Here is a 23,432-nt window from a genome sequence, read left to right as displayed (position 1 = left end):
CTAAGCCATAGGAACTAAGTTCTTTCAGGGGGTAGCATCGCCGCTCGGTAGGAGTGAGGAGGGGCGATGACCCCTGAGCAGAGTAGCATCCGGCTGACCCCCAAGCAGCGGCTGGTACTACAGAGGGCCATGCGGCAGAGAGGCCAGGGGGGAGTGGCACTGCGGGCCAGCGTCGTCCTGCTGAGTGCGCAGGGGCAGAGTGCAGCCAGCATTGCAGCAACCCTGGGGCTGAGCGCGCGCACGGTGTACGAGTGTCGGCGACGGTGGCGGCAGCAGGGTCTGCGGGGGCTTACGGACGCACCGCGCTCGGGCAGGCCCAGGCAGGTGGAGTCCACCTACCTGCGGTTGCTGCTGCGCACAGTGGAGTCGGACCCGCGCCAATTGGACTTCGCCTTCACTCGCTGGACGCGTTCGCGCCTGGCGGAGTACCTGCGGCAGCGTACGGGCGTTGACGTCAGCCCTGAATGGGTGGGCCAATTGCTGCGCCAGCACGGTTACGTGTGGCGCCGCGCCAAACCCACCACTCGCAACCTGCGCGAGGAGGGGGAAAAAACGACGCGCCGCCCGTCGCCTCAAGGCCCTGCGCACTCGCAGCAGCCGTTCGGGAGCCAGATTCGAGCTGTGGTACGGCGATGGAGTGCGCTTCGACCTGCTGCCAGTGACGCGCGCCATGTGGAGACGCAGGGGCCGACGCTTGCTGCTGCACACGCCCGGTAAGAACGTGCGCGTGGCCGTCTGCGGAGCCCTGCGCTACCCCAAGGGCCCGTTCCTCTTCAGCCACGGGCCCAAGAGCGTCGACACCGACCTGTTCATCGCCCTGCTCAACAAGTTGGTGCGCAGGGCCAGACGCACCGGCAGACGAATCATCCTGGTGCTCGATAACGGAGGCTGCTTCACCTCAAAACGGGCCAGCCATGCACTCGAGGCGGCGCGGCAGTGGGTAACCCCCATCTTCCTGCCGAAGTACACGTCCGAGAGTCTCAACTGGATTGAGGGCTTCTGGGGCCACACCAAGGACACCTTCTTCAGTCGCATGCTGACGAAGAAGCGCGACTCCTTCTATGCTCAGGCCGTCAGTCGCCTACAGCAGCTGAGCCGGCCCGGCGTGCTCCGGACTCTTCTCCGTCCTGCTCGCCGGACCCCTGAAAGAACTTAGTTCCTATGGCTTAGCGGAGTTGCGTCCGAGGCCGCCCTCCGGAAAATCCCGAGGAAAATCAGGGCTTGGCCCGCGAACGGGCTTGGAACCCGTCTCCGCTCGGCGTGTGGGTGTTGCCCGGATTTCCGCCTCGCGGGTCCAAGCAGGCACACGAGGTGACACATGGCCCGAGGCCTTGCCGAGCTGAAATCCTTCGCTACCACCCTGTTTCATTCGCCGGCCACGCCGGCCGGCACCGCCGTGACCTGTTCCGTCGACGGGGCGCCGCCGATGCGGACCGTGGAGCCGGTGACCTTCCGCCCCCGCGCCGACGGCGGCGAGGTGCTCTCCTTCGTCCAGGAGGGGGTGACGCGCTATGCCTGCCTGAACCTGCCCGCGCAGGCCTCCCAGCCGGGCAACGCCGGACGGAAATGGCCGCTCCTCATCCACCTGCACGGCTCCCGCGCCACGCCCGCGAGTCTCTATTCGCTCGGTAAGTCGCTGTACGGGCTCCACGACACCGCCGCGCTGTCGAGCGATCCAGAGGTTCGCGGCTTCCTGATGCTCTCGCCCATGGGCCGGCGTGCCCGTCCCGCCGGTGCCCTCACTGGCGCCGGCTTCCATTGGGACGAGTGGTATCGCAACCCCACGGACAACCTCGACGCACTCGCCATCGATCATTTCCTCGACGAGGTGGTGGCCCGAGGTCTGGTGGATACCGACCGCATCTACGTGTTCGGCTGGAGCAACGGCGCGTACATGGCGGCGCTCTACGGCATGTGGCGGGCGAACCGGATCGCCTCCATCGCCCAGTACGCGGGCGCCAATCCGTGGACGCGCCTTCCGTGTCCCGTGCCGATGACCTGGACGCGCAGGGTGCCCATCACCTTGATGCGCAATCTCTGCGACGCGCTGGTGCCCTATTCCACCACGCAGGAGTGGATCGAGACGCTCCAGGCACGGAATTGGCCCTTCGAGTATCAGAGCCTCGATCTCCACGGAGCCGCGACCGCCCCCGACGCCGTCCCTCCCGCTCACAGCAGCAAGCTCCGCGGCCTCTATGAGCACGTCCGCTGGCCGAACCAGGCCGCCTTCGAGAAGGCGCTCTCGTTCCTCGCCCGCAATCCGCTCCCGTCATCCGACAGCGATCGCGCCGGTCACTCGCAGCTGAGCGCTTGACAGCCGTTGCCCACAGGGGCTCATCAGCATTTCTCGACACTCTCATATGGGCTTCCTGCTAGAAGCCGTCCTCATGAGACTTTCGATTGCGGTGGTTGTGGGGGTCGCAGTCTGTCTGTTCGCACCGGTGTCCTCGGCGCGCGATTGGTTTGTCCGCGCGGGCTCGGACGGCGACGGGTCCATGGCCCGGCCGTTCAGCGATCCGTGGGAGGCGCTCGACAAGTGCCAGTCGGGCGACGTCATCCACGTCGCGGGTGGCAAGTACTTCGGCCGGCTCGGCAACGGCATGTGGGAAGTGCCCGTCGACGATGTGCAGCTGCTCGGCGGCTACGCCGCGGACTTCAAGAGCCGCGAGCCCTGGAAGAACGTGACCCAGCTGCACTGGGACAAGAACTCCAAGAACCGCCCGAAGCAGGAGCGGCTGGTGTCCACCAAGAAGGGCACGGTCGTCGACGGCTTCACCATCGACCAGCGTGACCAGTGCCCCTACGAGACGCCCGAGCAGCTCGGCCGCAAGGAGTACCCCTCCTGTGACGGCCCGATGCGGTTCGCGCTCCCGGCGACCGTGCGCAACTGCGTCATCGTCAACCCAGGCTTCGACGGCATCGTCGCGGCGGCGGGATCGACCCTCGAGAACAACCTCGTGGTGAACGCGGTCAACTGGGGCATCAACATCAACAGCACCACCGACAAGCAGGCCGTCGCGGTGGTGAAGAACAACACCATCGCCTTCACCATGTCGTTCAAGGAGCCTGGCAAGGGCGCCTACAACGGCTCGGGCCTCGCGCTGAAGGCGCATGCCACCGTCACCGGCAACATCATCGCGTTCTCGGACAGCAACGGCATCTACCTGACCGCCAACCCGGAGAAGAGCACGCTCGCCGACAACGTGTTCTTCATGAACCTCTACTCGAACCTGAAGTTCTTCTCCGACGGCAAGGACATGCCGGTGGACGACAAGGAGATGGAGCTGCTCGAGGAGGTCGGCTTCAAGAAGGTCGCGAACAACGAGGTGAAGAACCCGCAGCTGCCGGTGGACGCCGAGTGGCTGGACCGCGTCTCGAAGCGCACCGCCGCCACGCCCGGCAAGCTGACGATGGACGACTTCAACAAGGCGCGTCAGGTGCTCGGGCTCCCGATGATCGCCAAGGGCGGCACCCCGCCGTCGGGCGTGGCCCCGGCGATGGACCTCGACAAGGCGCTCAAGCTGCTGGCGCCCAAGGGGGCGGGCCAGGCCGGCGCGCGGGTGAGGCCACTGACCGTCAGCTTCCAGGAGGTGGCGGCCGCGGCGCCGGAGAAGGCGTACAAGCGGATGGAGGTCAGCGCGTGGCTGAGCAAGCCGGAGAGCGTGGAGGGCCAGCCGCTCGAGCTCGTCGTCGCGCTGAGCTCGGTCGCGAACGTGAGCGGCGTGCCGGCCCCGTTCAAGCCGGACGAGCACGCGGGGGTGTTCCTGCACGAGCCGACGGGCAGCTACGGCAAATTCGTGGGCTTCTTCCGGAAGGGCTCCACCGCGCAGCGGGTCGCGGATGCCGCGACGGGCGAGTGGGGGGGCTCGGGCCCTCCGCCGAAGCTCTTCCTCGCGAAGGGCACCGCCTACGTGATGAAGGGCTACCCGAAGGCGGGCTTCCTCGTCGACAGCCTCGAGCCGTACGAGGCCGCGGCGAAGGTGGGCAGCCGTCCGCAGGGCCGGGACTGGTTCGTACGGGCGGGAGCCAGCGGCGGCGACGGGTCGCGCGAGAAACCCTTCAAGGATCCGTGGCAGGCGCTGGAGAAGGTCGAGAGCGGTGACTTCGTGCACGTCGCCGAGGGCGAGTACTACGGCAAGCTCAAGACGGGCCGCTGGAAGATCGACGCGCCCTACATCTCGCTCATCGGCGGGTACGACGCGCAGTTCCGCGAGCGCAACCCGTGGAAGCACCCGACGCGCCTGTTCGCACCCGCCGAGTACAAGGGCCGCCGCGATGGCTACGTCCTCGAAGGCGCCGATGATCACACCGGCGCGGTGGTCGACGGCTTCGTGTTCGACCGTGCGACCGACAACAAGTACAAGCCGAACGGCGATCTCGACTATGACAACTCGGAGAAGCTCGAGCACCTGTGGCTGTCGAAGCCCGAGTGCGTCGTGCGCAACAGCCTGTTCGTGAACGGCGCCGAGGGCGCGGTCCGCATCGGCAGCGGCAACACGCTGGAGAACAACATCTTCATGAACCACCACACCCGCACGGTGGTGGTGCAGCGCGGCTTCGGCACCGCGCCGCTCATCTTCCGCAACAACACCGTGGCGTTCTCGTGGGACATCCGGTTCGGCCAGGGCAATGGCCGCAACGGACATCTGCTGTCGGTGGAGAACGGCGTCAACGCGATCATCGATGGCAACATCTTCGAGTTCGCCGACAACGACGCGATCCGCCTGATGGCGAACCCCGCCGACGTGGAGCTCACGAACAACACGTTCAACCACAACCTCTGGTCGAACGTGATGCGGCCGCAGGAGAACGTCACGGTCGATGACAAGACCTTCGCCCAGCTCAAGGACTTCAAGTTCAAGAAGCTCGCGGGCAACCAGGTCATCTCGGCTGGCCTGCCCATCGACCAGAAGTGGTTCGACGCCTACCTGAACCGCACCGCCTACGTGCCGGGCAAGGTGACGATGGACGACTGGAACCAGCTCCGGGAGATGCTCGGCCAGCCGGTGCTCGCCACCGGGGGGCAAGGGCCGTCCGGCTTCATGCCGCTGTATCCGTGGGAGAAGGCGCTCAAGCTCTTCCCGGCGAACCCGAAGGTGACCGCCGGCGCGCGCGCGAAGGACCTGCCGGTCTCCTTCACCGGCGTCGCGCGGGCCGAGTCGGACTTCGACTACCAGGACGTCACCTGGGGTGAGGCCGCGAAGAGCGGCTCGGCGTGGGATGCGCTGGAGGGGAAGCGCGTGGCGATGCGTGTCGTCATCCGCAGCACCGACAACCAGTACCAGCTCCCGGAGCTCTCCAAGGACGAGTACACGCCCTTCACGGTCACCGGCCCCGAGGGAACCGACTCCGGCGGGCTGCCGATGCGGATGTACGTGAAGAAGGGCAGCAAGGCCGAGCGCGCGGTGCGCCAGGCGAAGGCGTACAGCTCGGGGACGCCGGAGCAGTGGTACGTCATCAAGGGAGTGGCGCGCGGGCAGCGGCAGCTCATCGCCGAGGCCGTCGAGCGCGCCGACTAAGGACCGGGCTCATGCTGGCACGCGTGAGCGAGCCGGAGCCTGAAAACACCGAGGCCGGAAACCCCTGATCGCTCAGCGGCTTCCGGCCTCGGCTTTGTGTATCCCCGACCGGCTTCGAACCCGCGGGGGACGGGGATGGCTCAGCTGGCCTTGGCGACCGGCTTCTCCACCACGATGTCCGCGCGGGTGCTGCCCACGATGGCGAAGAGCTCGGCCTGCTCGGCCTCGGGAACCTTGTACTCGTCCAGCACGGCCTTGAAGATGCCCGCGAACGCCACCCACTCGGACGGCGAGATGTTCAGGTGCTTGTGCGACTCGGCCATCGTCTTGCCCGTGTAGCGCTGCGGGCCGCCCGTCACCTGGCACACCAGCTCCGTCACCAGGTACTTGAAGCCGGCCTTGGGCACGCGGTGGTGCGCCTCGTCCACCAGCGGGTTCGCGTTCAGCTCGGGCGCGACCATGATGCGGTCGATGAAGGTGTCCACGACCGCGGCGATGGCATAGACGCCCCCCAGCCGCTCGTACAGCGACGGCTTCTTCGATTCAGTGCTCATTGTCCGGCTCCAAAAGAGGTCCGTGGGTTGATCCCCGGGCTCTGGGGCCGTGACATTAGGTCAAGACGTACGGACGCAGGAAGGCCGCCACGCGGGCGAGCAGGGGAGGGGGCCTACCAGCTCGTGCGCACGGGCCGGCCTTCCTCGTAACCGGCCTGGCTCTGCACGCCCACCGTGGCGTCGCGGTGGAAGTCCTCGAGCGTCCGCGCACCGGCGTAGGTGCACGCGCTGCGCACGCCCGCGACGATGCTGTCGAGGATGTCCTCGACGCCCGGGTGCTCGGCATCGAGGTACATGCGCGAGGTGCTGATGCCCTCCTCGAAGAGCTCCTTGCGGGCGCGCTCGAAGAGCGACTCGCCTCGCGAGCGGGCCTTCACCGCGCGCTGCGACGCCATGCCGAAGTTCTCCTTGTAGAGCCGGCCATCGCTGTCGCGCATGACATCGGCCGGGCTCTCGTAGGTGCCCGCGAACCACGAGCCGATCATCACGTTGGCCGCGCCCGCCGCGAGCGCGAGCGCCACGTCGCGCGGGTGCCGCACGCCGCCGTCCGCGCAGACGTGCTTGCCGAGCTTGCGGGCCTCATCCGCGCACTCGAGCACCGCGGAGAACTGGGGCCGGCCCACGCCGGTCATCATGCGCGTGGTGCACATGGCGCCGGGGCCCACGCCCACCTTCACCATGTCCGCGCCGGCCGAGATCAAATCCCGCGTCCCCTCGGGGGTGACGACGTTGCCCGCCATGATGGGCACGGAGGGGGAGAGCGAGCGGACCAGCTCCACCACCTCGAGCATCTTGCGCTGGTGGCCGTGGGCCACGTCGATGACGAGCAGATCCGTCCCCGCGCGCAGCAGGGCCTCGGCCTTGCTCTTCACGTCGCCGTTGATGCCGATGGCGGTGGCGATCAGCAGCTGGCCCTTGGGGTCGAGCGCTGGCTTGTAGAGGGTGGAGCGCAGCGCGCCCTTGCGCGTCACCACGCCCACGAGCCGCCGCCCGCGGACCACCGGGGCGCACGAAATCCGCTTGCTGGCCAGGCGCTCGTACATGGCCTCGAGCGGCGTGCCTTCCTCGAAGGTGACGAGCTCGGTGGCCATCACCCGCTGCAACTGGGTGAAGCGATCGAAGCCGGCGGCATCGGTCTCGGTGAAGATGCCGACGGGCTCCTCGTTCTCGTTGAGGACGACGACGGCGCCGTGGGCGCGCTTGTGGATGAGGTTGAGCGCCTCCTGGATGGTGTCGCCGGGGCGCAGGGTGATGGGCGTCTCGTAGATGGGGTGACGCGACTTCACGTACGAGATGTTGCTCGCGACGATGTCGAGCGGAATGTCCTGGGGCAGCACGGCGATGCCGCCCCGGCGCGCCACCGTCTCGGCCATGCGCTTGCCGGAGACGGCCGTCATGTTGGACACGACGATGGGAAGGGTGGTGCCCAGGCGATCGGCCGGGGTCAGGTCCACTTCCAAGCGCGAGCCCACCTCCGAGCGGCCGGGCGCCATGAAGACGTCGCTGTAGGTCAGATCGTAGGGAGGCTTCTGGTCATTGAGGAACCGCATCAACACTCTCCGGGAGGGGCGTACCCTAGCGTTTTCGAGCGGGCCCCGCTCCCGCGAAGGCCCCTTCATTGGAATCCACCCGGGCGGGCGCGTATTTTGTCGCACATGAGCGAGCTCCCGAGGGCGGCGATCCTGAAGGTGGAGGGACTGGAGAAGACGTACGGCGACGTGCGGGCGGTGCAGGGGTTGACGTTCGCGGTTGCCCCCGGCGAGGTGCTCGGGCTGGTGGGGCCCAACGGGGCGGGGAAGACGACGACGCTGCGCTGCCTGGCGGGCATCCTGCCGCCCTCGGCCGGGCGCGTGCGGGTGGCGGGGCATGATCTCGCGGAGGAGCCGGTGCAGGCCAAGCGGGCCCTCGCGTTCCTGCCGGACGAGCCGCGCCTCTTCGAGTACCTCACCGTCTGGGAGCACCTGAACTTCGTGGCGCGGCTGTACGGGGTGGAGGACTGGGAGGCGCGGGCGAGGGGGCTGCTCGACGAGATGGAGCTGGCGGGCAAGGAGAAGGCGCTGCCCGGCGAGCTGTCGCGCGGAATGAAGCAGAAGCTGTCCATCGCGTGCGGCTTCCTGCACTCGCCCCGGCTCATCATCCTGGACGAGCCGCTCACGGGATTGGATCCGCTCGCCATCCGCCGCATGAAGGCCTCGCTGCGCCAGCGCTCGGAGGCGGGGACGGCGCTGGTGCTCTCCTCGCACCTGCTGCCGCTGGTGGAGGAGCTGTGTCACCGCATCCTCGTCATCGCCGGGGGGCGCGTGGTGGCGCTGGGCACGCTGGCGGACATCCGCGCGCAGCTCAGTGGCCCCGAGGGCACGGACGTGTCGCTGGAGGAGCTCTTCATCCGCATCACCAGCTCGGCCACCGAGCCCCGGCCGGAGCGGGAGGCGCCGTGAGCTTCTCGCGTGCGGTGGTGTTCCTCTGGGTGGCCTCGGCGCGCAACCGGGCGCTGCGCCAGCTCCAGCGCCTGCGCCAGCCGAAGTACCTCCTGGGCGCGGCGGTGGGCGGGCTGTACCTGTACTCCGTGTTCCTGCGGCGGCTGAGCTACCAGGGCCAGGTGGGCACGGCCCCGCCGATGGCGCAGCTGGTCAGCCAGCTCATGCTCACCACGGCGATGCTGGGGACGATCCTCTCCGCCTGGGCCCTGGGTCCGGATCGGCCCTCGTTGACCTTCAGTGAGACGGAGGTCCAGCAGCTCTTCCCCGCGCCCGTGTCGAGGCGGGGGTTGCTGCACTACAAGCTGGCGCGTGCCATGGTGGGCGCGGCCATTGGAGCCTTCTTCGCCACCCTCTTCGTGAGCCGCGTGGTGAGCCCCCATCCCGTCTTCTTCTTCCTCGGCTCCACCGTGACGCTCGCCACGGTGAACCTGCATGTGACGGCGGCGTCCTTCATGCGCACGCGGCTCGCCCGGCATGGCGGAGTGGGCACGGCGCTGCGGTGGGCCGTGCTCACCGCCCTGTTCGCCGGGGTGATCGGCGCGGCGCTCACCGCGCTGCGCGAGCACCCCTTCCCGAGGGAGATGAGGGAGCCCCGGCAGTTCCAGCAGTGGCTGGGCCTGTTGATGGATTCGCCGGTGCTGTGGCCGGGCCGGTTGCTGGTGGCGCTGCCGCTCGCGCGGGATGCCTGGGGCTTCGTGAAGGCACTGCCGCTCGGGCTCGGGCTGCTCGCCCTGCACTATGTCTGGGTGATGAAGGCGGAGGTCCCCTTCGAGGAGTCCGCCGTCATCCGCGCCGAGGAGCGGGCCCGCCTCCGGGAGCAGCTCTCGCGGCAGGGAGGCCGTCCCACGCGCATCCGCGCGACGAGCGCGGCGTTCTTCCGGCTCGTGCCCACGGGCCGGCCGGAGGTGGCGATCCTCTGGAAGAATCTCATCGCCGGGCGGCGGCTGGGCGGAGCGGGCCGGCTCGTCGCCGCGGGGCTGGTGGGGGCCCTGGTGGCCTCGATGACCTCGGAGGGGGGGAGCCTGGCCGAGAGGCTCGACACCGTGCGCACGTTCATGGCGCCGATCTGCGGAGGGCTCGCGGTGCTGCTGTGCGCCTTCGGTCCGTCCGCCATGCGCATGGACCTGCGGATGGATCTGCCCCGGTTGGATCAACTGCGGGCGCTCCCGCTCACCGGGAGGCAGGTGGTGGCGGCGGAGCTCGCCGCGCCGGCGCTGTTGCTCGGGGTCGCGCAGGTGGGGCTCGTGCTGCTGGGGATGGCGCTCGCGGTGTGGCAGGGCGGCGCGAAGACCACGATGTGGGTGGCGGCGGGACTGGGCGCCGTCTGGGTGCTACCGGCGGTGACGCTCGGCGGGCTCTTCGTGCAGAACGCGGCGGTGGTGCTCTTCCCGGCGTGGCTGCCCCCGGAGGGCGAGCGCGTCCGGGGGCTCGAGGCGATCGGCCAGCGGTTGTTGACGATGGTGGGCACGATGGTGGTGCTGCTGGTGGGGATGCTGCCCGCGGTGCTCGTGGCGGCCCTGGTGGCCTTCGGCCTGGATCGGCTGCTGGGCCTGGGCGTGTGGGCACTGGCCTGCGCGGGGCCCACCGCGGCGGCGGTGCTCGTGGGCGAGGTGGCGCTGGGCGTGGTGGGCCTGGGCCATGCCTTCGATCAACTCGACGTGTCGAGGGAAGGCACCGGGACGAACTCCTGAGCCGGGACTCCTGAGCCAGGGCTCCGGGCCGGTGGCTCAGTGTGGCCCGGCGGCCTCCGGCGGTGCGGAGAGCGTGCGCACCACCACCGAGCGGCACGCCGAGCACACGACGCCACTGCGCTCCCAGTGCACCTGGTCCTCCAACTCCTGAGCGGACTCGTCGCCCTGCTCGAGCTGTTTGAGGATCGTGGCGAGATCGTCCTGGGTGGCGCCCGCGCCCGAGGGGCCGAGCACGTCCTGCTCCCCCTCGAGGATGAGGGTGAAGCGGTAGTACACCTCGCTTGGGGCGATACCACGCGCGCAAGCGGCACACGTCTTCACTCGAGGGCCGGACACGGGCGGGACAGTAGCCGGAGTGCGGACCCTTGGCTCCAGTTCTCTACGGGGACAGGCCGAGCGCGTTGCGCCCGAGCTCGTGCGCCTCGCGCGTCGCCTCGAGGGCCTCGGTGCCCGCCAGGGAGCGGAAGGCCCGCTCGTGGAAGCGCTCCTGGGGGAGGATGCGCTGGAACACCGCGCGCACGTCCTCGGGGGCCTCGGGGTCCGAGGTGATGACCTCGATGCGCTCCAGGCGCATGCGCTCGGCGTGAGCCCCCACGGCGCAGCCGCTCTCGAGATCCTGGATGGCGGCCAGCGGCTGTTCCCAGTAGCGCTCGGCCTTGTCCTGGACGACGGGCTCGAGACCCCGGGCGCGCAGCAGTCCACCCACCCACGTGGCGTGCTGGCGCTCCTGCGCGGCGATGACCGTCAGCACCCGGTGGGCGCGCGGCTGGCCGTGGGCATGGGCGTCGCGGAACGCTTCAATGCGTCCCGCCGCGGTGGCCTCGCCCCGGTACTGGTCGAGCAGCCAGTCGCGCAGTCTGGCCGGATCCTTCCGGGTCTCCTCCCACCACTGCTGGCTCGTGCGTGTGTCGGACATGGCGTGGCGCTCCTCACCGGGTCTTCGGTTTCCCTCCCGGTCACGAACACGGTATGGCTCGGAGCTATCGGAGGGAATTTCAAAGAATGGATGAGCTATCGCCACAGCCGATACTGGATGGGGAGCTCCTGCGGGCCTTCGCCGTCTTCGCCGAGGTGCGGAACTTCTCCCACGCGGCGAAGCAGGTGGGCCTCTCGCAGCCGGCGCTGTTCGAGCGGGTGAAGCGGCTCGCGGACCACGTCGGCGCGCCGCTGTACGAGAAGGACGGGCGCACGCTGAAGCTGACGCCCACGGGGGTGCGGATCGCGGCCTTCGCGCGCGACATGCTCACGCGCACGGGCCGGTTGGCGGGCGAGCTCAAGGGAGAGACGGCGGAGTCGGTGACGCTCGCGGCGGGGGAGGGCGCGTACCTCTACCTGCTGGGGCCCGCGCTGTCCCGCTTCCTCGCCACGGATCGTGCCCTGCTGCGAGTCCTCACCCGGGGCGGGCCGTCGGCGATCGAGGCCGTGCAGTCGGGCGAGGCGCACCTGGCCGTCGGCGTCTTCGACCTCGTCCCCGGGGGGGTCGTGGCGAAGGACCTGGTGCGCGCGCCCCTGTGCGCGGCGTTCTCGGCGCAGCACCCGCTCGCGAGGAAACGCACGGTGAAGCTCTCGGACCTGGCGGGGGAGCGCTTGATCCTCGCGCCGGAGGGTCAGCGGCAGCGCGACCTCATCGGGCGGGCGATCGCGAGCCTCGGCGTGCCGGTGGCGCCTCCCGTCGAGGCGGATGGCTGGCCGCTCATGCTCGCGTTCGCGGCGGCGGGGCTCGGCGTGGCGGTGGTGAATGGCATCTGCCGGCCCACGTGGGGCGCGGTGCTGCGCCCGGTGCCGGAGCTGGGCTCGGTGACGTACCGGCTGCTGATGCGCCGAGACGCGCCCCGCTCGGAGGCGCTCGAGCGGCTCGTGTCACTCGTGCAGTCGACGGCGGGGACGGCTTCCGGCGCGGAGTGAGCGCCGGAGGCAGGCCGTGCTCACTGTCGCTTGAGGTACACCGAGTGGCAGGAGACGCACGTCTGGACGAGGAGGCCGTAGCTCTCGGCGAGCGCCCTGTCGTCGTGCTTCCCGGCGGCGGCCGCGACGGCCTGGGCCCGCAGGCGCGCCTCGTCCTGGAGGACGAAGAAGCGCTCGGGCAGGGCGACGTTCAGGTCGTCCTCGCTTCCGGGGGCGGGGCGCACCAACCGGGGCTCGGAGGCGATGCGCTGGGCGGCGCCCTGGGCCACGTCGTAGCGCAGCAGCGTCACGCCGAACATCAGCTCCTTCGCGTCCAGCCCGTGGCGATCCATCTTCTTGCGCAGCAGGGTGCGCGCGGCCTCGGGGAGGTAGTCCGGGGCGGGCAGGCCGGGCGTCTCCCTGGCGTCGGCGGGGGCCTTCGCCTTGGGGGCCGCTGGGGCCGAGGGCTTACCGGACTTCGGGGGCTCGGCGGCCGAGGCCAGGAGGAAGGAGGCCGCGGCCAGCAGGCCCGCGATCGCGAAGGGGACCTTGGAACCGGTGTGCTTCATGGCGGCACCTCCCTATGTCCGGCGGCCTGCTACGGCTTACGGCTACTCGTCGTCGGCCTCGGAGACGCGCGAGCTCGAGACGCCGAACACATTGGAGTCGGCCATCTCCTTGGTGGTGCCCTTGTAGATGCGCCAGGCGAAGGGCGCGGTCACCGCGAAGGCGACGGCGGCCAGGCCAATGGCCATCCAGGGAACGGGCTCTTCCTTGATCTGGATGTCCTTGGTGTAGCCGTTGATGTTGTACTTCGGACGGCCGCGAGCGGCCTCGCGTTCCTGCTGGGTCATTTCCCCGCCCTGGAAATCCTGGAGCTGCCGCCTCTGTGCGAGGGCGGCGCCGCCAGTGACGAGCACGAGGACGGCCAGCAGACGCGAGTAGGAGGGAAAGCGCATGGGGGCGCAGCGTATCACGACCTTACAGGAGCGCAGAACAAGGCTTGCGCCGCCCCCGGCGGTCCATTAGGCGCCAACCCCGTGCGCTTCCTCGTCCTCCCCCTGATCAACCTGCTGTTGCTGGTGAGACACCTCTTGGGCCTGCCCTTCCGCCTGCTGGGAGCCCGGAGCCGGCCCGCGTACATCCGGTTCCGGCTGACGGGGGACCCGCCCTACCGCGAGCAGCCCCGCCCGAGGAGCCTGCCCTTCCTGGGGGGGCAGGGCCGTCCGGAGCCGGCCACGGTCACCTCGCTGGAGGGCTTCCGCAAGGCGCTGGAGCTGCTGGCCGGGGACGCCCAGGTGAAGGGCATCCTCGTCGAGCTCGAGGACCTGGCGGTGCCGCCGGCGAAGCGGGACGTGCTGGTGAAGCTGCTGGGGGACTTCCGGGCGGCGGGCAAGCGGGTGGTGGCCTGGGCGGTGGGGACGGACAACCTGGGGTACCAGGTGATGTGCGCGGCGGACGAGGCGCTACTGTCCCCGGCGGGGCGGTTGGATCTGCTGGGCTACGCGGCGGAGGCCGTGGCGGTGGGCGAGGGGCTCGAGAAGCTCGGCGTCCGGGCGCACTTCTTCCGGCGGGGCGAGTACAAGACGGCCCCCGAGCTCTTCACGCTCCCGCACGTGTCGAGCATCCAGCGGCAGGTGCTCGAGTCCTTCCTGGACGAGCGGTACGTGGAGCTGGTGGACCAGCTCGCCCGGGGGCGCAAGCGCACGCCGGAGCAGGCGAGGGCGTGGATCGACGAGGGCCCCTACACGGCGAGGCGGGCGCTGGCCGCGGGGCTGATCGACGGGGTGTGTGACGAGGCGGATCTCCCCGCGAGGCTGGCGGGGAAGGGCGCGGAGGCGAAGGACGCGGCGGAGGCGAAGGGCAAGGAAGCCAAGGACGAGGAGGACGAGGGCCTGGAGCCGATGCCGGGTTATCTGGCGATGTTGCCGTGGCCGCCGGTGCGCTGGCGTCCGTTGCGGCCGAGGCCCCGGCTGGGGGTGGTGCCGCTGTCGGGGATGATCGTCAGTGGGAAGGGCGGGTCGGGGGTGGCGGGGCCGGAGCTGGCGGGCTCGGACACGGTGGTGAAGGCGCTGCGGGCGGCGGGGCGGAGCCGGCGGGTGAAGGCGGTGCTGCTGTACGTGTCGAGCTCGGGAGGCTCGGCGGTGGCCTCGGAGATCATCCTGGAGGCGGTGCAGCGGGTGGCGAAGAAGAAGCCGGTCATCGCCTTCGTGGACCGGGTGGCGGCGAGCGGCGGCTACATGGCGGCGCTGGGGGCCAGGGAGATCTGGGCCACGCCGCACGCCATCGTCGGCTCGATTGGCGTGTTCGTGGGGAAGTTCGACACCTCGGGGCTGCTGGAGAAGCTGGGGGTGCACCGCACGCTCATCACCCGGGGGGAGAACGCGGGCCTGTACTCGTCCACGCGGGGTTTCACCGAGCACGAGCGGGCACTGATGGACGCCGAGGTGGAGGAGACGTACCAGGCGTTCCTCGGGCACGTGGCGAAGGCGCGGGGCCGGACGAAGGAGGAGATCCACGCGCTGGGAGAGGGACGGGTGTTCAGCGGCACGCGGGCGCTCGCGGCGGGGCTGGTGGACCGGACGGAGGGCTTCGAGGAGGCGTGCCGGCGCGCGATGGAGCTGGCGAAGGTGCCGGGACGCTTCGAGCTCCAGGTGTACGGGGGCGAGGGCCGGCGCTTCTCGCTGCTGAAGCTGCTGTTGGGGGGCTCGCACGCGGCGACATATGCCTTCTGCCCGACGGCGTGGAACCTGGAGGGCTTCGGGCGGGGAGAGCGTTTCGAGTAACCTCCGGGCCCGCATGGCGCGCCCCTGCCCCCTCTGCGAGAACGAGCTCCTGCTGCCCCTGCACGTCTCCGGCGTGGAGGTGGACACGTGTCCGCGCTGTCACGGGCTGTGGTTCGATCGGGGCGAGCTGGAGCGGTTTCCGGATCGCCCTCCGGTGCGCGTGTTCCTGGCGGCGGCGAGGCAGGCGCCCTCGCGATGCCGTAAGCGGGGCCATCTGGTGGCGCGCGAGCAGGCCGTGTGCGCCACCTGCCGGAGCGCGCCCGTGGCCTGTCCGGGTTGTGGCTCGCGGCTGGGGCGGGTGGTGACGAGCGCCTGTCCGCTCGACGTGTGCCCGCGCTGCGAGGGCGTCTGGCTGGACGCGGGCCAGTTCGAGCTGCTGGAGGGCGTGACGAATCCCCAGGCGAGGCCCGCGGGAGCGGTGGCGGCGGCCGCGCCCCAGCGGTGCTCGGCATGCGCGGTGGGGCTCCAGCTACGGGACGCTTTCGCGTATGAGGGCGACGTCTACTGTGCCCGGTGCCGTCCACCGGGAGCCGTTCAGCTGCACAACCCCTGAAGGCCCATGTCCTCCACCGTTCCGTCCTGGCTCTCCCTGTCCACCCTGCCGCTCGTGGCCGCGCTGACGGCCCCGGGCTGCGCGCATGTGCCCGGGCCGCAGGAGGTGGCGTCGTCCTACGCCCGGGCGCTCGAGGAGAACCGGCTGGAGGACGCCTACGCACTGACGAACGCGCCGCCGGACGCGCGGCAGCCCTTCCTTGAGCACTACGGGAACGCCTCGGTGCGCCAGGCCCGGGTGGCGGAGGTGCGCGCGGCGCTTCCGGAGCTCCAGGCGCGGGCCCCGGCCCTCACGCTGCTGCGGGGGAAGCAGGGCTGGCGGGTCCTCGAGGAGGCACCGGCGGACGCGCCCCGGGAGGCCATGGAGCGCTTCCTGGACGCGGTGGATGCGAGCGACTGGGCCACCGCCTGGTCGCTGCTGAGTGGCCCGGTGCGAGCCCGCTACACCCCCGAGCGCTTGCGCGAGGACTTCAAGCGCGAGCCCCTGGCGGCCGAGCGGGTGCGCCGGGCGCGGCTGGCGCTGAGGGGGCAGGTGAAGGTGACGGGCGTGGAGGCGGAGTTCCCGGTGGGGCAGGAGCGGGCGGTGCGGCTGGTCCGGGAGGCAGGCGAGTACCGGGTGTCCGCCCTCGAGTGAGGATGAGGAGACATGCGGCCCGGGGAGCGGGAGATTAGAGGAGGTTGACACGATCCGGGCCGCTGGCTATCTCCGCGCCCTTCCGTGAGGGTCCCCCAACCCCCCGGATTCCAAAGGATTCAGGTACTCAGAATGAGCGTTTCCGAGCGCGACATCCTCGCGGCGATGTCGAAGGTGATGGATCCCGAGCTGCACATCGACCTCGTGAAGGCCGGGATGGTGAAGGACATCCGCGTGGACGGCGACAAGGTGAAGCTCAAGATCGAGCTGACCACGCCGGCCTGTCCGCTGAAGGGGAAGATCCAGGCGGACGCCGAGGCGGCGCTCAAGCAGGTGGCGGGGCTGAAGACGTTCGACATCGAGTGGGGCGCGCAGGTGCGCTCGGCGCCGGCGGGCATGGGCGGGCCGCAGGGCCAGGCGATGCTGCCGCAGGTGAAGAACGTGATCCTCGTGGGCGCCGGCAAGGGGGGCGTGGGCAAGAGCACGGTGGCGGTGAACCTGGCGGCGGCGCTGGCGTGCGAGGGCGCGAAGGTGGGCCTGCTGGACGCGGACTTCTACGGCCCGTCGGTGCCCCTCATGACGGGCATCACCGAGAAGCCGGTGAGCCCGGATGGCAAGACGCTGCTACCGCTGGAGAAGCACGGCCTGAAGGTGATGTCGATCGGCTTCCTGGTGGAGGCGGATCAGGCGCTCATCTGGCGCGGGCCCATGCTGCACGGCGCGCTGATGCAGCTGGTGCGCGACGTGCGCTGGGGCGAGCTGGACTACCTGATCCTCGACTTGCCGCCGGGCACGGGCGACGTGGCGCTGACGCTCTCGCAGTCGGTGAGGGCGGCGGGCGCGGTGCTGGTGACGACGCCGCAGGACGTGGCGCTGGCGGACGTGGTGCGCGCCAAGCAGATGTTCGACAAGGTGCACATCCCGGTGCTGGGCATCGTGGAGAACATGAGCCAGTTCGTGTGCCCGCACTGCTCCAAGGCCACGCCCATCTTCAACACCGGCGGCGGCCACAAGGCGGCCGAGATGTTCCGCATCCCGTTCCTCGGCGAAATCCCCCTCGACCTCAAGATCCGCGAGTCGGGTGACGCGGGCGTGCCGGTGGTGCTCAGCGCGCCGGACAGCCCCGAGGCCCAGGCCTTCCGGGCGATGGCGCGCAACATCGCCGGCCGCGTCTCCACCGAGAACATGCGGGTGGCGGTGAAGCTCCCGGTGATAAGCTAGGCGTTCCCCGACAACCCCGAGGACTCCATGGCGCCCGGCAAGGAACCCGAAGACGACTTCGACCCGCTGCTCGGAGAGGATGAGCCGGAGCGGGGGGAGTCTCGCGCGGGCTTCGTGCCCGAGTTCATGCGCAAGGTGGCGGTGGCGGGACTGGGCGCCCTCTTCATGACGGAGGAGGGCATCCGCTCGCTGGCCGGACAGCTGAAGCTGCCCAAGGAGGTGCTCGGCTACATCCTCGGGCAGGCGGAGAAGACGAAGGACGAGGTGGGCCGGGTGGTGTCCGAGGAGCTCCGGCGCTTCCTCCAGTCCGAGAAGCTGCGCGACGAGCTGCTCAAGCTCGTCTCTGGGATGACCATCGAGGTGAAGGCGCAGATCCGCCTGGTGCCCCCCGAGCGCGAGGACGCGGAGCAGGGCGAGCCACCGGCGCGCACCAAGGTGACCGTCACCGAGCTGAACACGCGCCGGGGCGGCAAGAAGACCGCTTCCAAGAAGGAGTAGGGCGTGGAGCTCAGGGGCGAGCGGGTGGAGTGGCGCAGGCACCCGCTGCTCAGGCGGCTGCCCCTGCTGTTGCTGGCGGCGCTGTTCGTCTGGCTCTTCAGGGGCTCCTCGAACGAGCGCGAGCTGGTGTGGGTGCTCGAGGGTCCGGGGTGGAGCGACATCCGCGCCCTGGAGTTCCAGGTGAAGAACCCGGAGGGCGGGCTGGAGAAGCGTGAGTCGCTCACGTTCCCGCGAGGCCCGTCGATCGTCATCACGGAGAAGGTGAACCTGCCCTCGGGGACGTACGAGGTGTGGGTGTTCGTCCGAGGGGAGAGTGGCCCCTCGAGGCGGCTGCCCGTGGTGCGATTGACACTCGGGGACGAGGACAGCCGCGTGGAGCGGGGGCTGCGGTTGCCCGCGAGCCGTTGACCGGTGGGGGTGCCAGGGCTATAGCGCGCCCCGTTCCTCGTTTACCGAGCAAGGGGTCGCGAACGCCATGGCATCGGAGCACATCATCGTCGTGGGGGCAGGGCAGATGGGGTCGGGCATCGCCCAGGTGGCGCTGCAGGCGGGCATGCGGGTCACGCTGGTGGATGTCTCGAAGGAGGGTCTCGCCAAGGGCGCCGAGCGGATCAAAGGGGGCCTGAAGAAGCTGGTGGAGAAGGGCAAGCTGGACGCGGCGAAGCTCGAGGCGGCCAGCGCCAGCCTCGCCACCGCCACCAGCGCCACCGAGGTGAAGGACGTGGACTTCGCCATCGAGGCCGTCACGGAGAACGAGGACCTCAAGCGCCGCATCTTCGTGGAACTGGACGGCGTGGTGAAGCCGGGCGGCATCCTGGCGACGAACACCTCGTCGATTCCGATCACGCGCATCGCCGCGGCGACGAAGCGCCCGGAGAACGTGATTGGAATGCACTTCATGAACCCGGTGCCGGTGATGCAACTGGTGGAGCTGATCCGGGGCGCGGCGACGTCGGACGCGACGTACCAGACGACGAAGGCGCTGGCGGAGAAGATGGGGAAGACCACGGTGGTGTCCAAGGACTTCCCGGGCTTCATCGTGAACCGCATCCTGATTCCGATGCTGAACGAGGCCTGCTTCGCGCTGATGGAGGGCCTGGGCACGGCGGAGGACATCGACACGGCGATGAAGCTGGGTACCAACCAGCCCATGGGCCCCCTGCAGCTGGCGGACTTCATCGGCCTGGATACCGTCCTCTACATCGCGGAAGTGCTGCACAAGGGTCTGGGGGACGACAAGTACCGCCCGTGCCCGCTGCTGCGGCAGTACGTGGACGCCGGCTGGTACGGCAAGAAGAGCGGCCGCGGTTTCTACAAGTACTAGGACGAGGACCCGACCATGGCCTACGAGAACATCCGGCTGGAGACCGAGGACGCGATCGCGATCCTCACCATCGATCGTCCCAAGGCGCTCAACGCCCTGAACAGCAAGACGCTGCAGGAGCTCGAGTCCGCGCTCAACTCGCTGCCTGGCACGGCGCGCGCGCTCATCATCACGGGCGGCGGAGACAAGGCCTTCGTGGCGGGCGCGGACATCTCCGAGATGGCGTCGATCTCCGCGGCGCAGGCGCGCGAGTTCGCGGCGCTCGGCCACCGCACCTTCCTCGCGCTCGAGCAGCTGTCCATCCCGACCATCGCCGCGGTGAATGGCTTCGCGCTCGGCGGCGGGTGCGAGCTGGCCCTGGCGTGCGATCTCATCTACGCCTCGGAGAAGGCGAAGCTGGGCCTGCCCGAGGTCTCCCTGGGTGTCATCCCGGGCTTCGGCGGCACGCAGCGCCTCACGCGCGTGGTGGGCAAGATGCGCGCGAAGGAGCTCGTCTTCACCGGGGAGCGTCTGGACGCGGCGAAGGCCAAGGAGATCGGCCTGGTGCTCGAGGTGCTCCCGGCGGATCAGCTCCTGGCGCACTGCAAGGCGGTGGCGGGGAAGATTCAGAAGAACGGCCCGCTGGCGGTGTCGCAGGCCAAGCGGGTGATCGAGTTCGGCGCCGACCAGGATCTCCGGGCGGCCAACGAGCTGGAGCGCCAGGGCTTCGCGGTGCTCTTCGGCTCCGAGGACCAGAAGGAGGGCATGAAGGCCTTCCTGGAGAAGCGTCCGGCCGGCTTCACGGGCAAGTAGGCAACCCGCCCTTGCCCGGGCACCCCGGGACGGCTAATGGGCGCGGCAACTGGCGCTTGCCCGCCGCCCTTTGCAATCCCTGATCCCGGGGCGCATGCCCCGTACTATCCACACCCCCTGCGCCCTTACCCCCAGGAGTGCCATGAACTTCGAGCTGACTGACGTCCAGCGCGAGATCCAGCGGATGTGCCGCGAGTTCGCCTCGCGCGAGCTGACCCCCAACGCCCGCAAGTGGGACGAGACGCACCAGTGGCCCACCGACGCGGTGAAGAAGCTGGCCGAGCTGTCGCTGCTGGGTGTGGCGGTGCCGGAGCAGTACGGCGGCGCGGGCCTGGACAACGTCTGCTACGCGCTGGCCATGGAGGAGATCAGCCGCGGTTGCGCCTCCACCGGCGTCATCATGAGCGTGAACAACTCGCTCTACTGCGATCCGGTGATGAAGTTCGGCAACGAGGAGCAGAAGGCCTGGTTCCTCAAGCCCTTCGCCAGCGGCGAGAAGCTCGGCTGCTTCGGCCTCACCGAGCCCGAGGCGGGCAGCGACGCGGCCTCCCAGAAGACCATCGCCGTGCGCAAGGGTGACGAGTACGTCATCAACGGCTCGAAGAACTGGATCACCAACGGCCCCAAGGCCGATGCCATCGTCCTCTTCACGATGACGAACAAGGAGGCGGGCAACAAGGGCATCTCCGCCTTCCTGGTGCCCACCAACACCCCGGGCTTCATCCGCGCCGAGCCGGACAAGAAGATGGGCATCAGCGCCGCGCACTCCTGCAGCATGTTCTTCGAGGACATGCGCGTGCCGGCCAAGAACCTCCTGGGCAAGGAGGGCGACGGCTTCAAGATCGCCATGAGCACGCTGGACGGCGGCCGTATCGGCATCGCCTCGCAGGCGCTGGGCATCGCCCGGGCGGCCTTCGAGGAGGCGGTGCGCTATTCGGGTGAGCGCAAGACGTTTGGCAAGGCCATCCGCGAGCACCAGGCCATCCAGTTCATGATCGCCGACATGGCCACGGAGATCGACGCGGCCCGGCTGCTCGTGCTGCGCGCGGCGCTGCTCAAGGACAAGGGCGTGCGCCACTCGGCCGAGAGCGCCATGGCCAAGCTGTACGCCAGCGAGATGGCCAGCCGCGTGGCCAACAAGGCCCTGCAGGTGCACGGCGGCATGGGCTACTCCAAGGAGATGGACGCCGAGCGCCACGTGCGCGACGCGCGCATCACGGAGATCTACGAGGGGACGAGCGAGATCCAGCGCATCGTCATCTCGGCCAACCTGCTGAAGGACTGAGGAGCTCGAGCCCTTATGAAGCGTTCCCTGATCGCGGTGGTGGTGCTGCTCGGGTCGGGCCTGGCGTTGGCGCAGGGCCCGGCGGGAAAGAAGGGTCCGGCCGGCCAGGACACCGCGCCCGAGGCGTCCGCCCCCGCGCAGGAGAAGAAGAAGGCCGAGCCCGCGCGGCCCCAGCCGCCGGACGTCAGCCGCATGCCCTTCTCCCCGGACTCCATCCGCGAGGTGATGACGTACTACTCGCGCGACATCCAGGAGTGCTACGAGGAGATCCTCGCGACGAAGGGCAACAAGGTGGAGGAGGGCCGCATCATGACGACCTTCACCATCACGCCCGAGGGCTTCGTGAGGAACGCCAAGGTGGCGAAGTCGGGCACGACGCTGAAGAACAGCCGGCTCAACGAGTGCGTGGTGAACGTGCTCTCCGGGATCACCTTCCCGCAGCCGCCGGACCGGCGCGAGTACCCCATCGAGTATCCGTTCAACCTCAAGGCCATCAAGTAGGACTCCCCCCGTGAACCTCGAGCTCACCGAGACGCAGACGCTCATCCGCGACACCGCCCGCAAGTTCGCGCGCGAGAGGGTGGCCCCCCAGGCACGCAAGTTCGACAGGGAGGAGCTCTTCTCCGTCGAGCTCTTCAAGGAGCTGGCCTCCCTGGGCCTCATGGGGGTGAACATCCCCGCGCAGTACGGCGGCGCCGAGGCGGGGGTCGTCTCGTACTCGCTGGCGATGATGGAGATGGCGGCCGCGTGTGCCTCCACCTCGGTGGCCATGGCCGTCACCAACATGTGCGCCGAGCTCATCAACAAGTTCGGCACCGACGCCCAGCGCGAGAAGTTCGTCACGCGGCTCACCTCGGGTGAGGCGGTGGTGGGCTCGTTCGCGCTCTCCGAGTCGCACGCCGGGTCGGATCCGCGCGCCATGCGCACCACGGCCGTGCGCCGCGGGGACAAGTGGGTCCTCAACGGCGGCAAGCAGTGGATCACCTCTGGCGCCTACGCGGGCGTGATGGTGGTGTGGGCGCTCACGGGCGGGCAGGGGAACAAGGGCATCTCCGCGTTCATCGTCGAGGGCGGCACCCAGGGCCTCATCATCGGTAAGCACGAGGACAAGATGGGCCTGCGCGGGTCCAACACCGTGAGCCTCACCTTCGAGGACATGGAGATCCCCGCGGAGAACCTCCTGGGCAAGGAGGGCGATGGCTTCAAGCTGGCGATGATCGCCCTGGACGGCGGCCGTATCGGCATCGCCTCGCAGGCGTGCGGCGTGGCGCGGGCGGCGCTCGAGGCCTCCATCCGCTACGCGAAGGACCGCAAGGCCTTCGGCCAGCCCATTGGTGACTTCCAGGGGCTGCGCTTCATGATGGCCAACATGGCCACCGAGCTGCAGGCAGCCGAGCTGATGACGTACCGGGCCGCCTACCTCAAGGAGCAGGGCCAGCCGTTCACCCGCGAGGCCTCGATGGCGAAGCTCTACGCCAGCGAGATGTCCAACCGCGCGGTGGACAAGGCGGTGCAGATCCACGGCGGCTACGGCTACATCGACGAGTTTCCCGTGGAGCGCTACTTCCGCGACGCCCGGGTGCAGACCATCTACGAGGGCACCAGCGAGGTGCAGCGGCTGGTGATCGCCCGCGAGACGTTCAAGCTGTTGGACTGACCGCACGCCTCCCTGGCTGGAGCCCCACGGACCCGGGGGCGACTCGTGCGCCAGGGTGATGGCGCAACTCGCCATGAGGTAGCAGCTTTTCCTCCGGGACAGGCGCCAGCAGGCCTGGCGACCTGGCCCGAGGGACGAGGCGACGGGGGGAGCGGGGGTGCCCGTCCTCCCGGGGCCGCATTATCAAGACTGTGAACAAGTATCCCGTGCTCGCTTGACTGCCGGTGTAACCGGTGTCTAGGGTGCGCGGTTTCCGAGTCGGGCCCATTGTGGGACTGGCTCGCGGGCCATTCGTAGCTCCCCGCGAATGGCTGCCGTCAACCACCGGGGGCAGCTGTACCGTTTCGAAGGACTCCCAATCTCATGCAGCAGAATGTGAACCAGCAGATCGGAGATGTTGGCGACGAGGATTTTGCCGCGATGTTCGAGGCCTCGCTCAAGGAGCGTGGCGGCGAGGGCATCCTCAAGGAAGGCGAGATCGTCAAGGGCACCGTGGTGCAGGTGACCAAGGACTACGCCATCGTCGACATCGGCTACAAGTCCGAGGGCCAGGTT

Annotated in this window: 25 protein-coding genes; 19 read left to right on the top strand and 6 right to left on the bottom strand. The window is 69.4% G+C overall.

Going from position 1 to position 23,432, the window contains the following annotated elements:
* Positions 1-66 precede the first annotated feature (66 nt).
* From ACJ8AN_RS08935 to ACJ8AN_RS08920, 4 genes are all read left to right on the top strand, one after another.
* Positions 67-717, top strand: coding sequence for an IS630 family transposase (locus tag ACJ8AN_RS08935; protein ID WP_407754838.1), 651 nt, complete (start codon positions 67-69; stop codon positions 715-717).
* On the top strand, positions 620-1,156 hold the full coding sequence (locus ACJ8AN_RS08930) for a transposase (protein WP_407754839.1): 537 nt from the start codon (positions 620-622) through the stop codon (positions 1,154-1,156). Before ACJ8AN_RS08935 ends, ACJ8AN_RS08930 begins: the two co-directional genes overlap by 98 nt.
* Positions 1,157-1,318: 162 nt before the next feature.
* Positions 1,319-2,314 (top strand): hypothetical protein, encoded by a 996-nt coding sequence (locus tag ACJ8AN_RS08925; protein WP_407754837.1) that lies wholly within the window; start codon positions 1,319-1,321, stop codon positions 2,312-2,314.
* A gap of 181 nt (positions 2,315-2,495) precedes the next feature.
* Complete coding sequence (locus ACJ8AN_RS08920) at positions 2,496-5,519, top strand: hypothetical protein (RefSeq protein WP_407754836.1); 3,024 nt, start codon at positions 2,496-2,498, stop codon at positions 5,517-5,519.
* A 140-nt stretch (positions 5,520-5,659) separates the two neighbouring features.
* On the opposite strand, the gene ACJ8AN_RS08915 is transcribed toward ACJ8AN_RS08920, so the two are convergent.
* Together ACJ8AN_RS08915 and ACJ8AN_RS08910 are read right to left on the bottom strand one after the other, a co-directional pair.
* A complete protein-coding gene (locus tag ACJ8AN_RS08915) occupies positions 5,660-6,073 on the bottom strand; it encodes a group I truncated hemoglobin (RefSeq protein ID WP_407754835.1) in 414 nt (137 codons plus the stop codon).
* A 113-nt stretch (positions 6,074-6,186) separates the two neighbouring features.
* A complete protein-coding gene (locus ACJ8AN_RS08910; protein ID WP_407754834.1) occupies positions 6,187-7,623 on the bottom strand; it encodes a GuaB1 family IMP dehydrogenase-related protein in 1,437 nt (478 codons plus the stop codon).
* 105 nt (positions 7,624-7,728) lie between these two features.
* Between ACJ8AN_RS08910 and ACJ8AN_RS08905 the strand changes: the two genes are divergently transcribed.
* Together ACJ8AN_RS08905 and ACJ8AN_RS08900 are read left to right on the top strand one after the other, a co-directional pair.
* Positions 7,729-8,511, top strand: coding sequence for an ABC transporter ATP-binding protein (locus ACJ8AN_RS08905; RefSeq protein WP_407754833.1), 783 nt, complete (start codon positions 7,729-7,731; stop codon positions 8,509-8,511).
* Positions 8,508-10,244, top strand: a complete 1,737-nt coding sequence (locus tag ACJ8AN_RS08900; protein WP_407754832.1) for a putative ABC exporter domain-containing protein — start codon at positions 8,508-8,510, stop codon at positions 10,242-10,244. Before ACJ8AN_RS08905 ends, ACJ8AN_RS08900 begins: the two co-directional genes overlap by 4 nt.
* 36 nt (positions 10,245-10,280) lie before the next feature.
* Here the strand turns inward: ACJ8AN_RS08900 and ACJ8AN_RS08895 are convergent, their stop codons facing one another.
* Positions 10,281-10,580, bottom strand: coding sequence for a hypothetical protein (locus tag ACJ8AN_RS08895; protein ID WP_407754831.1), 300 nt, complete (start codon positions 10,578-10,580; stop codon positions 10,281-10,283).
* A 43-nt stretch (positions 10,581-10,623) separates the two neighbouring features.
* Entirely contained in the window at positions 10,624-11,160 is a 537-nt protein-coding gene (locus tag ACJ8AN_RS08890) for a ferritin family protein (RefSeq protein WP_407754830.1), read from the bottom strand.
* Positions 11,161-11,246: 86 nt separating this feature from the next.
* Here ACJ8AN_RS08890 and ACJ8AN_RS08885 point away from each other — a divergent pair, with 86 nt between their 5' ends.
* Complete coding sequence (locus tag ACJ8AN_RS08885; protein ID WP_407754829.1) at positions 11,247-12,149, top strand: LysR family transcriptional regulator; 903 nt, start codon at positions 11,247-11,249, stop codon at positions 12,147-12,149.
* Positions 12,150-12,169: 20 nt separating this feature from the next.
* Here ACJ8AN_RS08885 and ACJ8AN_RS08880 read toward each other — a convergent pair whose 3' ends face one another.
* Positions 12,170-12,697: a hypothetical protein gene (locus ACJ8AN_RS08880; RefSeq protein WP_407754828.1), complete on the bottom strand. Its 528-nt coding sequence runs from the start codon at positions 12,695-12,697 to the stop codon at positions 12,170-12,172.
* Between the two features lie 42 nt (positions 12,698-12,739).
* Positions 12,740-13,087: a hypothetical protein gene (locus ACJ8AN_RS08875; protein WP_407754827.1), complete on the bottom strand. Its 348-nt coding sequence runs from the start codon at positions 13,085-13,087 to the stop codon at positions 12,740-12,742.
* Between the two features lie 81 nt (positions 13,088-13,168).
* On the opposite strand from ACJ8AN_RS08875, the gene sppA reads away from it, so the two are divergent.
* From sppA to ACJ8AN_RS08815, 12 genes are all read left to right on the top strand, one after another.
* Complete coding sequence (gene sppA / locus ACJ8AN_RS08870) at positions 13,169-14,914, top strand: signal peptide peptidase SppA (protein ID WP_407754826.1); 1,746 nt, start codon at positions 13,169-13,171, stop codon at positions 14,912-14,914.
* Between the two features lie 13 nt (positions 14,915-14,927).
* Entirely contained in the window at positions 14,928-15,467 is a 540-nt protein-coding gene (locus tag ACJ8AN_RS08865; protein WP_407754825.1) for a zf-TFIIB domain-containing protein, read from the top strand.
* 6 nt (positions 15,468-15,473) lie between these two features.
* On the top strand, positions 15,474-16,100 hold the full coding sequence (locus tag ACJ8AN_RS08860; RefSeq protein ID WP_407754824.1) for a hypothetical protein: 627 nt from the start codon (positions 15,474-15,476) through the stop codon (positions 16,098-16,100).
* Positions 16,101-16,232: 132 nt separating this feature from the next.
* Positions 16,233-17,321: an iron-sulfur cluster carrier protein ApbC gene (apbC, locus tag ACJ8AN_RS08855; protein WP_407754823.1), complete on the top strand. Its 1,089-nt coding sequence runs from the start codon at positions 16,233-16,235 to the stop codon at positions 17,319-17,321.
* Positions 17,322-17,348: 27 nt separating this feature from the next.
* The gene (locus ACJ8AN_RS08850; RefSeq protein WP_407754822.1) at positions 17,349-17,819 is read left to right on the top strand and encodes a hypothetical protein; all 471 of its coding nucleotides are present in this window, start codon (positions 17,349-17,351) and stop codon (positions 17,817-17,819) included.
* Positions 17,820-17,822: 3 nt separating this feature from the next.
* Positions 17,823-18,227, top strand: coding sequence for a hypothetical protein (locus tag ACJ8AN_RS08845; RefSeq protein WP_407754821.1), 405 nt, complete (start codon positions 17,823-17,825; stop codon positions 18,225-18,227).
* Between the two features lie 67 nt (positions 18,228-18,294).
* The gene (locus ACJ8AN_RS08840) at positions 18,295-19,143 is read left to right on the top strand and encodes a 3-hydroxyacyl-CoA dehydrogenase family protein (RefSeq protein WP_407754820.1); all 849 of its coding nucleotides are present in this window, start codon (positions 18,295-18,297) and stop codon (positions 19,141-19,143) included.
* 15 nt (positions 19,144-19,158) lie between these two features.
* Positions 19,159-19,935 (top strand): enoyl-CoA hydratase-related protein, encoded by a 777-nt coding sequence (locus ACJ8AN_RS08835; RefSeq protein ID WP_407754819.1) that lies wholly within the window; start codon positions 19,159-19,161, stop codon positions 19,933-19,935.
* Between the two features lie 142 nt (positions 19,936-20,077).
* Positions 20,078-21,220, top strand: coding sequence for an acyl-CoA dehydrogenase family protein (locus ACJ8AN_RS08830; RefSeq protein ID WP_407754818.1), 1,143 nt, complete (start codon positions 20,078-20,080; stop codon positions 21,218-21,220).
* A gap of 15 nt (positions 21,221-21,235) precedes the next feature.
* Positions 21,236-21,721, top strand: a complete 486-nt coding sequence (locus ACJ8AN_RS08825) for an AgmX/PglI C-terminal domain-containing protein (protein WP_407754817.1) — start codon at positions 21,236-21,238, stop codon at positions 21,719-21,721.
* A gap of 10 nt (positions 21,722-21,731) precedes the next feature.
* On the top strand, positions 21,732-22,877 hold the full coding sequence (locus tag ACJ8AN_RS08820; RefSeq protein WP_407754816.1) for an acyl-CoA dehydrogenase family protein: 1,146 nt from the start codon (positions 21,732-21,734) through the stop codon (positions 22,875-22,877).
* Between the two features lie 363 nt (positions 22,878-23,240).
* Positions 23,241-23,432 (top strand): S1 RNA-binding domain-containing protein (locus ACJ8AN_RS08815; RefSeq protein ID WP_407754815.1); only part of this gene is annotated, 192 nt, incomplete at its 3' end.

This window comes from Archangium sp. (genome assembly GCF_045802675.1).
GTDB lineage: Bacteria > Myxococcota > Myxococcia > Myxococcales > Myxococcaceae > Archangium.
Note: the sequence above shows the minus strand (reverse complement) of the source record. Positions and strands in the feature narration are given on the sequence as shown.

Bases quoted from the DNA above. Each gene is read 5' to 3' on its own strand.
- ACJ8AN_RS08935 (WP_407754838.1), top strand. From the start codon at position 67: ATGACCCCTGAGCAGAGTAGCATCCGGCTGACCCCCAAGCAGCGGCTG.
- ACJ8AN_RS08925 (WP_407754837.1), top strand. From the start codon at position 1,319: ATGGCCCGAGGCCTTGCCGAGCTGAAATCCTTCGCTACCACCCTGTTT.
- ACJ8AN_RS08920 (WP_407754836.1), top strand. From the start codon at position 2,496: ATGGCCCGGCCGTTCAGCGATCCGTGGGAGGCGCTCGACAAGTGCCAG.
- ACJ8AN_RS08915 (WP_407754835.1), bottom strand. From the start codon at position 6,073: ATGAGCACTGAATCGAAGAAGCCGTCGCTGTACGAGCGGCTGGGGGGC.
- ACJ8AN_RS08910 (WP_407754834.1), bottom strand. From the start codon at position 7,623: ATGCGGTTCCTCAATGACCAGAAGCCTCCCTACGATCTGACCTACAGC.
- ACJ8AN_RS08905 (WP_407754833.1), top strand. From the start codon at position 7,729: ATGAGCGAGCTCCCGAGGGCGGCGATCCTGAAGGTGGAGGGACTGGAG.
- ACJ8AN_RS08890 (WP_407754830.1), bottom strand. From the start codon at position 11,160: ATGTCCGACACACGCACGAGCCAGCAGTGGTGGGAGGAGACCCGGAAG.
- ACJ8AN_RS08885 (WP_407754829.1), top strand. From the start codon at position 11,247: ATGGATGAGCTATCGCCACAGCCGATACTGGATGGGGAGCTCCTGCGG.
- ACJ8AN_RS08880 (WP_407754828.1), bottom strand. From the start codon at position 12,697: ATGAAGCACACCGGTTCCAAGGTCCCCTTCGCGATCGCGGGCCTGCTG.
- ACJ8AN_RS08875 (WP_407754827.1), bottom strand. From the start codon at position 13,087: ATGCGCTTTCCCTCCTACTCGCGTCTGCTGGCCGTCCTCGTGCTCGTC.
- ACJ8AN_RS08865 (WP_407754825.1), top strand. From the start codon at position 14,928: ATGGCGCGCCCCTGCCCCCTCTGCGAGAACGAGCTCCTGCTGCCCCTG.
- ACJ8AN_RS08860 (WP_407754824.1), top strand. From the start codon at position 15,474: ATGTCCTCCACCGTTCCGTCCTGGCTCTCCCTGTCCACCCTGCCGCTC.
- apbC (WP_407754823.1), top strand. From the start codon at position 16,233: ATGAGCGTTTCCGAGCGCGACATCCTCGCGGCGATGTCGAAGGTGATG.
- ACJ8AN_RS08850 (WP_407754822.1), top strand. From the start codon at position 17,349: ATGGCGCCCGGCAAGGAACCCGAAGACGACTTCGACCCGCTGCTCGGA.
- ACJ8AN_RS08840 (WP_407754820.1), top strand. From the start codon at position 18,295: ATGGCATCGGAGCACATCATCGTCGTGGGGGCAGGGCAGATGGGGTCG.
- ACJ8AN_RS08835 (WP_407754819.1), top strand. From the start codon at position 19,159: ATGGCCTACGAGAACATCCGGCTGGAGACCGAGGACGCGATCGCGATC.
- ACJ8AN_RS08830 (WP_407754818.1), top strand. From the start codon at position 20,078: ATGAACTTCGAGCTGACTGACGTCCAGCGCGAGATCCAGCGGATGTGC.
- ACJ8AN_RS08825 (WP_407754817.1), top strand. From the start codon at position 21,236: ATGAAGCGTTCCCTGATCGCGGTGGTGGTGCTGCTCGGGTCGGGCCTG.